Source organism: Metabacillus lacus, assembly GCF_009674805.1.
Classification (GTDB): Bacteria; Bacillota; Bacilli; order Bacillales; family Bacillaceae; genus Metabacillus_C; species Metabacillus_C lacus.
Map to the genome: position 1 here is coordinate 1 of NZ_WKKI01000014.1, position 13,210 is coordinate 13,210.

General features: G+C 41.6%; 12 protein-coding genes and 1 other RNA gene. 1 reads left to right on the top strand and 12 read right to left on the bottom strand.

The genetic code is table 11. The features are described 5' to 3' along the window. The 5 genes from GJU40_RS20830 to wecB all read right to left on the bottom strand — a co-directional run. The coding region (locus tag GJU40_RS20830; protein ID WP_212029813.1) for a hypothetical protein at positions 1 to 206 on the bottom strand (206 nt) is incomplete at its 3' end. Beyond that, positions 196 to 1,101, bottom strand: coding sequence for an NAD-dependent epimerase/dehydratase family protein (locus tag GJU40_RS09170; protein ID WP_154307465.1), 906 nt, complete (start codon positions 1,099 to 1,101; stop codon positions 196 to 198). The genes GJU40_RS20830 and GJU40_RS09170, both read right to left, overlap by 11 nt. Then, a complete protein-coding gene (locus GJU40_RS09175; RefSeq protein ID WP_154307466.1) occupies positions 1,098 to 1,925 on the bottom strand; it encodes a dTDP-4-dehydrorhamnose reductase family protein in 828 nt (275 codons plus the stop codon). Before GJU40_RS09175 ends, GJU40_RS09170 begins: the two co-directional genes overlap by 4 nt. Then, entirely contained in the window at positions 1,922 to 2,911 is a 990-nt protein-coding gene (locus tag GJU40_RS09180; protein WP_343031494.1) for a polysaccharide biosynthesis protein, read from the bottom strand. The genes GJU40_RS09175 and GJU40_RS09180 overlap by 4 nt, the downstream gene beginning before the upstream one ends. Then, positions 2,898 to 3,992 carry a non-hydrolyzing UDP-N-acetylglucosamine 2-epimerase gene (wecB, locus tag GJU40_RS09185; protein ID WP_154307468.1) on the bottom strand — a complete coding sequence of 365 codons (1,095 nt, stop codon included), beginning with the start codon at positions 3,990 to 3,992 and terminating at the stop codon, positions 2,898 to 2,900. The genes GJU40_RS09180 and wecB overlap by 14 nt, the downstream gene beginning before the upstream one ends. Before the next feature lie 451 nt (positions 3,993 to 4,443). Between wecB and GJU40_RS09190 the strand changes: the two genes are divergently transcribed. After that, positions 4,444 to 4,761 carry an iron-sulfur cluster biosynthesis family protein gene (locus GJU40_RS09190; RefSeq protein WP_170289367.1) on the top strand — a complete coding sequence of 106 codons (318 nt, stop codon included), beginning with the start codon at positions 4,444 to 4,446 and terminating at the stop codon, positions 4,759 to 4,761. Between the two features lie 795 nt (positions 4,762 to 5,556). On the opposite strand, the gene GJU40_RS09195 is transcribed toward GJU40_RS09190, so the two are convergent. The 7 genes from GJU40_RS09195 to GJU40_RS09225 all read right to left on the bottom strand — a co-directional run bounded on the left by GJU40_RS09195 (position 5,557) and on the right by GJU40_RS09225 (position 13,116). Continuing rightward, a complete protein-coding gene (locus tag GJU40_RS09195) occupies positions 5,557 to 6,423 on the bottom strand; it encodes a permease (RefSeq protein ID WP_343031486.1) in 867 nt (288 codons plus the stop codon). Positions 6,424 to 6,479: 56 nt separating this feature from the next. Further along, positions 6,480 to 6,926: a MarR family winged helix-turn-helix transcriptional regulator gene (locus GJU40_RS09200; RefSeq protein ID WP_154307530.1), complete on the bottom strand. Its 447-nt coding sequence runs from the start codon at positions 6,924 to 6,926 to the stop codon at positions 6,480 to 6,482. 118 nt (positions 6,927 to 7,044) lie between these two features. Then, on the bottom strand, positions 7,045 to 8,496 hold the full coding sequence (locus tag GJU40_RS09205) for a serine hydrolase domain-containing protein (protein WP_154307471.1): 1,452 nt from the start codon (positions 8,494 to 8,496) through the stop codon (positions 7,045 to 7,047). Positions 8,497 to 8,883: 387 nt separating this feature from the next. Continuing rightward, positions 8,884 to 9,248, bottom strand: a transfer-messenger RNA (tmRNA) gene (ssrA, locus tag GJU40_RS09210). 178 nt (positions 9,249 to 9,426) lie between these two features. Further along, complete coding sequence (gene smpB / locus GJU40_RS09215) at positions 9,427 to 9,897, bottom strand: SsrA-binding protein SmpB (RefSeq protein ID WP_154307472.1); 471 nt, start codon at positions 9,895 to 9,897, stop codon at positions 9,427 to 9,429. Between the two features lie 103 nt (positions 9,898 to 10,000). Then, on the bottom strand, positions 10,001 to 12,355 hold the full coding sequence (gene rnr, locus GJU40_RS09220; RefSeq protein ID WP_154307473.1) for a ribonuclease R: 2,355 nt from the start codon (positions 12,353 to 12,355) through the stop codon (positions 10,001 to 10,003). Positions 12,356 to 12,375: 20 nt separating this feature from the next. After that, positions 12,376 to 13,116: an alpha/beta hydrolase gene (locus GJU40_RS09225; RefSeq protein WP_154307474.1), complete on the bottom strand. Its 741-nt coding sequence runs from the start codon at positions 13,114 to 13,116 to the stop codon at positions 12,376 to 12,378. Between the last annotated feature and the right edge of the window lie 94 nt (positions 13,117 to 13,210).

The window sequence follows — 13,210 nt, forward strand, 5'->3', positions numbered from 1 at the left end:
AAGTCTTCAATAAAAACAAATTCCGCTTCATTTTGTGATTCTCTTTTTGGTTTAAACATCCCATTCACCATCCTAGAGTTATTACCTATATTATACCAAATTAACGCGGTGAATTGGGAAAGTAAAAGAAAAAAAATAAAAGACTGTCGAGAGTTTCTCGACAGCCTGAGCTCCACAGCAGTGGAGCTTTCTTTCTCATTGTGCACAACCCTCTTCCCTCCAGAATTGAAGGGTGTCATATAAAGAGGTTTCAAAAGAGTATGTGGGTTCCCAGCCTAAGTCCCTCAGCCTTTCGGAAGTAATCGCCTCAGGTTTCTCTACATAATTTGAGTTTTTTTCAAGAACATGAAAGTCTGCCTTGCTATGTTTCCTTAATGCATCTGCCGCCTCTCCAAGAGACCTCATGATTCCGCTGGCAATATCATAGGTTTCCCCCGAGGTTCCGCTAGTAAGGAGAATCTCATAGGCATGAACAGCATCTCTCACATCTACAAAGTCCCTGTAAACCGACCTGCTTGAAAGCTCCAGCTGTTTGTCTCTGCCTCCGCATTCCATCTCTGCAATATACCTGGAAAAAACAGCGCAGACACCGCTGGATTTGCCAGGACCTATCAAATTCGAAGGTTTTGCAATGATAACCGGCAGATGATAAAGCTTGTGCCAAGACTGTGCAGCAATTGACTGAAGGGTCTTGCTAAAACTGTAAGGATGGGAGAGTGAAGAAAGATTTGCGGGATCGTATTGAAGAGCTGAACCTGCTATGATTACTTTACAATGCTGCTGTTTTTTTCTGAGAGCTTCCAGGAGGTACACTGTGGACATAAGATTTGCTTCCAAGGCTCCAACTGGATCCTCCCACGATATGCCTACATGGTTCTGGCCAGCAAGATGCAGGAGATAGTCCGGCTGCACTCTGCTGATAAGAGCTTCCACTTCTTGTTGATTTGTTAAGTCGGCTATCTCAGAAGAAGTACCTGAGAATGATAGGGCTGGATTGCGCTTTCTGCAGACAGCAGAAACCAGATAGCCCTTTTCTGAAAAATGCCGGCATGCATGAAGGCCGGTAAATCCGGATGCTCCGGTTATCATCATTCTTGTCATTGCTGTTTCATCCAATCTCTCAATTCTTCCAGCATGACTTGATAGCTCGGCAGGCGGTACACAAAGTCTGTTCTGGTATTTTTAATCGTCCGGTCCAGCACAAAATCCTCGTCCGGCTCAATTTGCACATCACCTTTTCCAAACACTTGCCCAATCAAATGTAATAGATCATATTTGGAAATTTTATCTTCCATTCCAAGATGATAAAGACCCGTCACATTATTTTCAATAAAGTAATGAATGGCTTTTGCAAGCTCTAAAGTAGTGACGCCATTCCAAAGTGCTCTCTTAAAACCCTTGATTTCACCTGACTGCTTCATAAACCATTGAAATAATCCGATTCCGTTCGTTTTCAGCTCAGGACCGATAATGGAAGTTCTCACGGTCAGGTGCTTATCACTGATAAATTCTCCCCATCTTTTAGATCTTGCATATTCTGAAATGCCATCAGGAAGATCATTCTCAGTATAGCTCCCCTTTGTTCCCAGAAAAACACAATCCGTGCTGATATGCACAACCCTGGCTCCCTGCCTGTCAGCAAGCTTTACAAGCTGGTGCGGCAGGAGGCTGTTAACTTGCAGAGCAAGCATGGGATCTTTTGCTGCATGGTCGTTGAGAATTCCAATACAGTTAATAATGATGTGCGGCTTAATAATGTCGATGATTTTTTCAAGGCTGTTTACATCTGTTACCTCAAGGAAAATTCCATTTTGATCCTGGGGGTCCCTTGATGTATAAAAGACCTGGTATTCGGAGAGTTTTCCGAAATATGCCGCAGCGATATGCCCCGCCATTCCTTTACCACCAAGGATCAAGAGTTTCATTTAATAAATCCGCCTTTCTTCAGCATTTCACGGATTTCGTCTTTGGTCATTAAACCGGTACTGGAATCATAGTTTGTCAGCTGGACTTTATCGTATTTACTATAAAACTCATTCAATCCAGGTATATGCAAAGAAGGAAGGATGATGAAATACTCCTCGTCAAATTCGATTGATGTTTCACTTTCAAATTTTGAGATTAGCAGTTCATGAATTTTTTCTCCCTGCCTTTTGCCTGTTACATCTATTTCTACTTTTTCTACTCCCGATTCTTCAATCAGCACTTGTGCCAGATCGAGAATCTTACAAGTTGGCATTTTCATGACAAATGTTTCTCCGCCGATGCTTTCAAACGTTGCCTTAAACACAAGTTTAATCGCATCTTCTAAAGTAAGGAAAAACCTTGTCATTTCCAAGTCTGTAATGCCGATTCTGCCCTTTTCCTGAATTGACTTACGGAAAACATGAATTACGCTGCCGTTTGTTCCCAGCACATTCCCGCCTCTAATACAGACAAATCGAGTATCTGTATTCAGCGTGTTTGCATGAATAATCAATCTTTCAGCCATTGCCTTTGAAAAGCCGTAAAAATTGGAAGGATCTGAAGCTTTGTCTGTTGAAACATTCACAACTGTATCCACTTTGTTTGCGATCGCTGAATCAATGATATTCTTTGTTCCATTTACATTTGTCTTTAAAGCTTCCATTGGCTGAGCTTCGCAAACCGGCACATGCTTCAAGGCCGCAAGATGGAAAATATAATCGACGCCCTGGGTGGCCTCCATTAAAGCATCAAGATCTTTAATATCTCCAATAATGAAGTTTAACAGCGGATTGTTGTCAAACTCCTGTTTCATCGTAAACTGGCTGGATTCATTTCTTGAGAAAATACGTATTTCCTTCGGGCTGTATCCTATCAGCTGCCTTACTAGTTCATATCCCCAAGAGCCTGTTCCGCCTGTTACCAAAATGGTTTTATTTTTTAACACCATTCATGCCTCCCATAATGATTTTCAATACTTTATCTGATACATCCAGACAGTTATAACCGGCTGGTATACTCCAGTTTTTTTGCTGAGTTTCCATTACCTCTACACAACGGACGATCTGTTCCGCATCTATTCCTGACAGCACATTGCTTCCGCATTCCAGTGTCTCAGGCCTTTCCGTGGTTTTTCTGACAGTAACAGTCGGTACATGAAACAGGCAGCACTCTTCCTGAACCGTCCCGCTGTCAGTCAGCACACAAAAAGCATTTTGTTCAAGCTTTACAAAATCAAAAAATCCAAAAGGAGCGTGAAACTCTACAAGAGGATGGATGTCTGCAGCATGGTGCTTCAGCTTCGACTCTGTCCTGGGATGCAGGCTGCAGATGATCCGTTTCTTATATTTTTTTGCTGTGAGATTTAAACCGTTGAGTATTTCAGTTAACCGGCTTTCATGGTCCACATTCTCCGCTCGATGAATCGTCACCAGGAGATAATTTTGTTTTTTTAGTTTAAGGTCTTTGAGTATTGCACTTTGTGAAATTTGATCCTGATAATGCGTCAAGACCTCCCAGATTGGATTTCCTGAAACAACGATACGGTCAGCGGGAATTCCTTCTCGAAGGAGATTTTCTCTGCTTTGGGGAGTATACGGAAGGTTAATCGTCGAAATGGCATCAATTACCCGCCTGTTTTTCTCCTCTGGTACCTCCAGATCAAAGCATCTGTTTCCTGCCTCCATGTGAAAGACGGGAATTCCCATCCGCTCAGCCAAAATTGCACTGAGACCGCTGTTTGTATCACCGAGTACCAGCACTTTATCAGGCTTCTCATTGAGCAGAATCGGTTCTAGTTCCTTATACATTCGCGACAGCTGCTCTCCGAAGGTCTGCTGCTTTTCAGACAGCATGTAATCCGGATCTCTCAGCTGCAGCTGTTCAAAAAAGACTTTGCTCAGCGACTTAGTAAAGTTCTGACCTGTATGAACCAGCACATGCTTCTCTGCAAACATATCGAGCTTTTTCACAATAAGACTTAAACGGATAATTTCAGGTCTGGTGCCCAAAATGGTCATGATCTTCAAGTTCCCACTCCTCTCTCTACAACCAGTCCCCTTCTTCCTCTGCTGTTACAATATGCTTATCCCGCTGTCTTGCTATAGGCAGCTCTACTAACTTTACATAACAGCCTGATTAGCAATGGTTGTAGAAAACATTAGCAGCAGTCTTCAGCAAGCCCTTTAGTATGGTATTCGGTGGGAATGGATAAGCAACGGCAATTCACCCAAGCCAGGAGATATACATAAAATTCAATGGCCTGATAGCGGAGCATATACTAATAACTAGAAGCAATGAGATCTTATCTTGTAAGAAGAGTAATCCATTAACCGTTGAGGTGTGGGCAGCAAAAAAATGCTCCTGCTAAATGCAAAATCAAAAGAAAAAAACAGGCTTACTATCAGCCTGCAAAGGTGTGAAATTTGTTGTGAATGGGAATTTACTATTATAAAGGGTTACAATAAGGAGGCATTCAGCATGATTGAAATCACCGAAAGTGCAAAGAATCAATTTGAGAAACTGCCCGGACATTCAGTCATTCACATTCCATTTGATAAAGGCAGCTGCGATATCGTCAACAATGTATATGAAATGAAAGCAATACCGAATAGAGATGCTGACAGCAGCCTTGAAGAGAAAATAACGGCAGGCGGCCGCACATTTATTGTTGAAAAGAACTTTGAGGACAGATTTGACGGAGAACTCCTTATCGACTTTTCAAATAACCACTTTGTTTTTCGAAACAGAAACCAAATTTTCAACAGCCGGATCCGGCTGGTGAATGAAACAGAATAGCAGAAATAGGATGTGCAGAAAGCAATGACTACTGCACATCCTTTTTTGGGTTTAACGAGGAAAGAAACCGTAGCTAACCAGGGGTCCGAAAATTCAGATTAAATAGGAAAGCCGGCTGTCAATATATCTAAAAAGCTCAAGAGCTTAGGATGAAAACCCACATTTTCATTTAATCTCCCTGTATGACACTCTTCAATTCTGGAGAGAAGAGGGTGCTGCAAAATAAAGAAAAGCTCAACTGCTGTGGGTCTTTTAGTTTGTCGACAATTGGTAGTGAGGAGCCCTTCTCGCTGCCTTTTTTGTTCAGGAATGTTGGGAAAAAGGCTGATTTCCGCTACGGGTGCTTGCTTTCCGGGGGGCGGGCGGTGAGCCTCCAGGAGTCAAGCACCCTCCCTCCGCTTCAATCAGCAGTTATGTTCTTAGTACTTTAACTCCAACTCTTTTTAGAGTCAGAGCAAGCACTTTCCAAGTTCAGGTTGTCCATTGGATGAAGGACTAAACTCAGTGAAAAAGCATCAGAAATGTCCTTCATAAGGCCGATGAATTATGCCCTGACTTCCATTCCTACCATTCCGGGCTCTTTTTTTTAAGGTTGCAGATTTTGTTAAAAATCTCTTTTACTTGTTCCAGTGCTAAAATGTGAACTCTTTATAAATCAATTCACCTTTTCTCCCCCTCCCTTGATGACTCTGTTTTGACAGATGCCGTCTTTATTTCCTCAATAACCACTTTACAGCATTCCTTCCCTTCTTTTGAAAACAGCATTTTCCAAAAGGATACCATCCTTTTCACCTCCTATATAATGTAAAATAAAAACCCTGAAATTGTTGCCATGGAAATAACAGAGATAACAAATACCATCATAAGCTTTACTTTAAAGATGCTGCTTAACAATGCCAATTCCGGCAGGCTGGCACCCGCAGAACTAATCATCAAAGCCATCACAGGACCAAGCACCATCCCCTTTGCAACCATCACATGCGTAATCGGTATCATGGAGGACAACCGGATGTACAGAGGAATGCCGGCAACTGCTGCAATCGGCACAAGCCACCATCTCTCTCCTCCGAAATGCTGCGTAATGAAATCTGTCGGAACGGCACCATGCAGAATTCCCCCAATGGCAGCGCCAATCAGAATAAATGGAAATACATGTTTCATCATCTTAATGGTTTCTAAAAAAGCTCCTTTTACATTTACTCCCTTTGTTTTTTCATTGTCATGATTGATGAGCACCTTTTTCACCTCTCTCTCAAACCCTAGAGCTTCCAGAGTAAAACCAATCAAAAGTGACAATAAAGAAGTAATAACTGTGTAAAACAAAGCGACCTTCCAACCCAATAATGCTGTCATCAACGTTAGTATGACTGGATTCAGAATTGGAGAGGAGAATAAAAACACCATGACAATGCCGAAACGCACACGATTATTCAGCAGGTTTACGATAATAGGAATTGTCGAACAGGAGCAAAAGGGCGTGACGAAAGCGAAAATGAATGCCAAACACCCGCTTTTGACCAGGCTGCTCTCCTTTAATAAAGCCTGAATCCTCTCATATGGCAGTAACATTTGGAGAAGATGGATAAAAAACGAGATGACCATAAACAGCAATGCCAGCTCCAATGCTATTCCTAAAAATTTATAAATCACTTCTTCCCACACTATTACCAACTCCAATATTTGCATTTCGCAAGTATTACTTCGCTGCATAGCAGCCTTTACTGCACAGGCCGGCAGCACATTGCACTTTTAGACATTGCTGTATTCAGCAGCTTGATCGAATCCACCACCTGTTCCCTTTCGCTTGTATTCATATAAGAGAAAACCTCTTCCAGATAACCGTTCATTTGTTCATCTACAGAAGCTGATATGTCCTTTCCTTCCGGAGTTAAGCTAAGATGATAAACCCGCTTATCCTTCTCTGATTGTTGCTTTTCCAGAAGCCCCAGTTTCACCAGTCCTTGAACTTGGCGGCTGAATGTTGTAATATCTGTTCCCAATGCATCCGCAATGTCCTGAATGGAAGAAGATTCTCTTCTGCCCGCTTCATAAAGAATGTGGCTCTGTACAAGCGAAAGATTGACAGCTCCGACTGTACAGCAGTTTTTATTCAGTAGTCCCAGTCTCCTTACCATTACTTGAAATAACTCCCGGTTGTTTTCCAACATACTCACTTCCCTTTTCCTTCATCTATTGTCTCTTCAAGAATAGAGTAAGTATTTGCATCATGCAAGTATTTTATTTGTAAATTACAAATAATAATAAGCGAAGCCTCTCTATGCATTATTGTAGAATATTGTTACTCCCATTGATATCACCTTTTTTGAAAAATAGAAAGAAAAACCCAAACAAATTAAGCATAAGGATCAATATTCCAGAACAAATTACAGCTGGTAAAAAGCTGAATGGCATCCACACAACAAGGAACTTCCAATTGTACCCCATCAATAGCTTTGGAGCTAAAATAATTAAACTGATTTCTATAGAAAGGAAGAGTATACAAAGAATCAGTAGAGAATATTTTAATTTTCGGTCCTTTATTTTATAGCCATTTTTATATAACATTTGTAATTTAAATACTAAAAAAAGACTAAAAGCCAATGAAATGATCATTGTTATAGTTGAAAACGTATCTATAGCTGTATTGTAATCATAAGAAGGCAACTCCGTTTTGGTAGAATATAATAAATTTTGAATACGATAAGCAATCCTGCTGGTATACACAGAATTACTGTTAGCAAGAACCGCTACCCCAAAGTTCTTCTCTTTATTAAAAAGTATGAAAGATGAATAATTCGGGTTGTTTCCTTCGTGAAAGAAATCATTATTTTTTTTATGAATCATCCACCCGCTGGAATAGTTAAGTGTTCCATCTATAAAGCTGCTTTTATCATTAGCTCCATTTATTATATTACTCATATCCGATTTAGTATGATGTAATTGAATCTGAAGCCATTTAGACATATCTATTATGTTTGAAGAAATATATCCTGCAGGAATATTTCCAGAATAGGTTGGAGCATTATATTTGATACTTGTAAAAAAACCTCGTTTATAACCTTGTGTGTTTTCTTCAGGAGTTAAAATATTGATTGAGGTATGATTCAAATCCAGAGGTTTAAAAATCTCTTCTTTCATGTAATCAGCATAAGCTTCTCCACTTACACGCTCAATAATCAACCCCAAAACATCATAATTAAAGGTAGCATATTCAAACTGCACTCCGGGTAAACTGTTTAAATTCATACCGTTTAACTTTCTTATCGTTTGCTCAAGACCATTCTTTTTGTTAGTTATTGGGATGTTGGCTACAGAATTTGCTGGAATACCACTTGTATGATATAGAAAATCTTTAACCAAGATATCTACTGGTTTGTCCTTATATACAAACTGCAACCAGGGAATATACTGTTTTACATTATCATCCAAGTCTATTTCACCTTGTTCTACCAGCTTCATCATTCCTAATCCTGTGAAGGCTTTAGAATTAGATGCTATTTCAAACTTCGTTTTTCTATTAATACTACTTTTGTAGGAGGGATTGTTATAGCTATCCATGAGAAGTACTTTTCCATTTTTAATTACTACAACTGATACTCCTGGAATTTTTCCTTTTTGCACTTCTTTTGAAATTAAATTCTTTATTTGATCTACCTCCTCAGCACTGGCAGTAAAAGGTGAAAAACTTATACATAATAAGAAGCATATAGGTATTATAATTAGCAGACGTTTCATTTGACTTACCCCCAATTGAACTACCCGTCTCTTCACACCCTTTAGTTGACAGAGCGAACTTGTCAGCCTTTTTCTTTGCCAACAGAGGTTTCTCTTTAGGACCAAGCTATCCCCGTAGATTCCTGCGGTTCTTTATTTTTGTTTAAGCCAAAACTGCTGGGATATAGTTGGGATTTTCCTGCAAAGCAATTGAAATTTCCTCGCTGCGCATAGTACCCCTCCTGACTTCTCTTAATAAAATAGTATCACAAATTTTGGTAATTTTTACTATAAAAAAAAGAATTCCCTAGGAATTCTTCATTAAGAAATATTATTAAAGCATTAACACGCCAGGTTGGCAGCTTAGGCTTTAAGTTAGATTACAATAGAAAACCACCAAGTATGTATTGGTGGAGACGGTGGGAGTCGAACCCACGTCCAGAAATATCGTGACTTAAGCGTCTACGAGCGTAGTCGGAATATTCCCAGTTCGCTGCACTTTATGCCTCCCGACAGGCGTCCAGGCAGCTAGTCTGATTAGTCTCTTCCTTCATCCTCAGACGGCGAAATCAGGCGTAGCCCACTTAAAGTGAGTCCCTTACCCTACCACATGGGCGATGGAGGGAGGAACCGCTATAGACTGTTATTAAGCAGCTAAAGCGAAGTTGTTGTTAGATTTGCCAGTTATTATTGGCTTTGACGTTTTGTCGAGGCCGATCCCCTCGGCTCGCAACTCAAGCTCGAACTACCCCTGTCGAATCCGTAACGTCCCCATGATATAAAGGGTACGGAGAATAGTGAGCTAAGTGCTGTGATCCGTATCAATCACATATCCTATTATAGCATATATTCAAGATTTGTCCACTTCATATACCTTGCATGCGGCAGCCAGAAATATGGAAGCCAGTCCAAAATATAGAAATACCATGCGGTACCAATCCTCCCCGGGAATCAGTAATCCTTTTGGCGATCGCGGAATGCACGTTCAATATCTCTGCTTGCTTCTTTCTTTTTGAGATCTTCCCTTTTGTCGTATTTCTTTTTACCCTTGCCAAGCCCGAGCAAAACCTTGGCAAAGCCATTCTTTAGATAGACCTTTAAGGGCACAAGGGAATAGCCTTCTTCCTTTGTAAAGCCAATCAATTTATTAATTTCCCTGCGGTGCATCAGCAGCTTTCTTGTTCGCAAGGGTTCATGATTATGCCTGTTCCCTTGTTCATAAGGACTGATGTGGGCATTGTGAAGAAAAACCTCTCCCTTTTCAACCCTTGCGTAGGAGTCCTTCAGGTTAATACGGCCGGCACGGATGGACTTAATTTCCGTCCCTTGCAGCACAACTCCAGTCTCATATGTTTCTTCTATAAAATAGTCGTGGTTGGCTTTCTTATTTTGCGCCACCACTTTTCCTGTCCCTTTTGGCATCTTGCATCCTCTCCTTGAAACGTTCGGTTTAGCGATAGTTACAATTTTATCAAATTTTTACGCTAAAGAAAAGAAAGGAAGCCAGAAGCCGGCTTCCTTCAGTTTACCTTTTCTTTTTACGTTTTGCTTTAGGTGCATTCTCAAACGATTTTTTCTTCTTTTTCTTTCTTGGCGGTTTATTGGACCATTCGCCTTTATCAGAATCGTTTTTGCCGCCTCTTTGTCCTCCGTTACGGCCTTTGCTGCCTTCGCTGCTCCTTGTTTTAATGATGGTCGGACGGTCCTTTTCAGGCCTTCTCCGCGTGCCCTTCATCCCAACAATTTCAAAGTCAACAGCTCTTTCATCCTTGTCTACTTTTACAACTCTGACCGTAATTTCATCACCAATTCTGTACACGTTGCTGGTCCGCTCGCCGATCATGGCATAGCTGCGCTCGTCATAGCGGTAATAGTCATCCGTCATGTAGCTTACATGGACAAGCCCCTCGATGGTATTTGGCAGCTCCACAAACATTCCGAAGTTTGTTACAGAGCTGATAATTCCGTCATATTCCTCGCCGACTTTGTCCAGCATGTATTCTGCCTTTTTAAGCTCATCAGTATCACGCTCAGCCTCAACCGCACGTCTCTCCATATTGGAGGAATGCTCAGCGATACCAGGAAGCTTGTCTGCCCATTTTGCCTTAGTTTTTTCATTTGCCGCCTGGCCTTCAATCAGGTACGTTCGAATTAATCTATGCACAATTAAATCAGGGTAGCGGCGGATAGGCGATGTAAAGTGAGTATAGTATTCTGTTGCAAGCCCAAAGTGGCCGAGGCTTTCTTCAAAATACTTCGCCTGCTTCATGGACCGGAGCATAACCGTTGAAACGATGATCTCTTCCGGTTTTCCTGAAACTTCTTCTATAATGCTTTGCAGAGCGCGGGGATGAATGGCGTTTGCAGTTCCCCTGACAACGTATCCGAAGTTTGTGATAAAGTCCAGAAATCTCTGCAGCTTCTCTTCATTCGGATCTTCATGGATGCGGTAAATAAACGGCACATTCATCCAGTGAAAATGCTCCGCAACTGTTTCATTGGCGAGAAGCATAAATTCCTCAATCAGCCTCTCTGCCACGGACCGTTCGCGCAGAACCACTTCGTACGGCGCGCCTTCTTCATTGACCAGAACCTTTGCCTCTTTAAAATCAAAATCGATGGCTCCCCTGGTCATCCGCTTGCTCCGCAGAATTTGGGCAAGCTCTCCCATCTGTTCAAACATTGGAACCAATTCTTTGTATTTCTTTCTCGTTTCTTCATCTTTATCAGCAAGAATTTTATTCACAGCAGAATAGGTCATTCTTTCCGTTGTCTTAATCACACTTTGGAAAATTTCATGCTTGACCACTTCGCCTTTTTCATCAATTTCCATTTCACAGGAAAGTGTAAAGCGGTTTACCTTTGGATTAAGAGAGCAGATCCCATTTGACAAACGATGCGGAATCATTGGGATTACCCTGTCCACCAGGTAGACACTTGTCCCTCTTTCCCGCGCTTCCATATCTATAGGCGACCCTTCAGTAACATAATGGGTGACATCAGCAATATGCACGCCCAGTTTGTAATTGCCGTTTTCAAGCCTTGTGACCGTTACAGCATCATCAAGGTCCTTCGCGTCCTCACCGTCAATTGTAACGATAACCTGATCTCTCAAATCCCGCCTGTCACTTCCGATATCAGACTCTTCTATCACATCATTTACATCTTGCGCCTGCTGAAGTGCTTCCTCCGGGAAAGCCTGAGGCAGACCATGGTTATGGATGATCGACAGAATATCCACACCAGGATCATTTTTATGGCCAAGAATCTGGACAACTTCACCTTCAGCGCTCTTTTTTCCTTCAGGATACGTTGTAAGCTTCACGATTACTTTATGGCCTTCCACTGCCCCATTAGAGCCGTTTTTCGGAATGAAAATATCATTGGCTATCTTCTTGTCATCAGCTATGACAAAACCAAAGTGCTTACTTTCCGTATATGTCCCGACAATTTGTTCCACACCCCGCTCCAAAATGCGGATAACGGTGCCTTCCTGGCGGGTGCCGGAGGTTTCAGTGCTCAGCCTGACAAGGACAGTATCACCATGCATGGCATTATTCAGCTCATTCGGCGGAATAAAGATGTCCTTCATGTCGGGCTGGCCCGGATCTACAAATGCAAATCCTTTTGCATGCCCAGACACTTTACCGCGGACAAGGTTCATTTTATGAGGCAGTCCATAACGGTTGCTTCTCGTCCGGACAATCAGTCCCTTTTCTTCCATCACAACAAGCGCTTTAACAAATTCTTTGAACTCTGCAGAATCCTCTATTCCAAATGCCTGTTCAAGTTCCTGAACTGTCAGAGGCTTATAAGCTTCCTCTTCCATAAATGCAAGCAGCTTGGAAATGTGATCCTGTATTGCTTTTTCGTTATCCATAAACACTCTCCTTCAGCAAATTACCAATCAAGGCTTTCCAGAAATTCATAAACATCCTCGTGAAGCTGTTCACGCTCTTTATCAAGCGTGATGACATGCCCGGATTCCTCGAACCATTTGATCTTCTTTTGCTCAGTTTCTACTTCGTTATAAATAATATTTGCACTATCTGTATTAATCATGTGGTCATGACGTGCCTGAACCACAAAAGTTGGAGAATAAATCATATCTACATTGCTGCGCACGTCTGATATCAGCCCTTGAAGAGCTCTCAGCGTATTCATCGGTGTTTTTTCGAATTCCTTCATTTCTTCTTCAATTTCTTCTGGTGATTTGCCTTCAAACTTTTTATAATTGCGGGCATAGTCAAGAACACCCTTATACATGACTTCCTCGCTTTTTATGTACATTGGAGCGCACATTGGCACAATACCCTTTACAGGGACAGTGTAACCTAATTTCAAGGAAAAAACCCCTCCAAGAGATAATCCGCCCACCGCTATATCGGAGTAACCCATCTCCTTGAGCGTATTGTAGCCCTCCATCACATCGCTCCACCAGTCTTCCGGGCCTGTGTGCACCAGTTCTTCCGGCGGCACGCCATGGCCTTTGTACTGAGGGGCATGACATGTATAGCCTCTTTCATTTAAGTAGCGTGCAAGCATCCTGACATCGGCAGTGTTACCCGTAAATCCGTGAAGCAGCAGAACTGCTTTCTCCCCTCCTTTAAAAGTAAATGGTTTTGGCAGTACTTTCTTCATATTGAAAAACTCCTTTTTATCTTTGTAAATTAGTTTCTGTCAACAGTGTTAAATCTATTTAAGCAAAGTGAAGCTGAATTTTCAAAAATCCTGT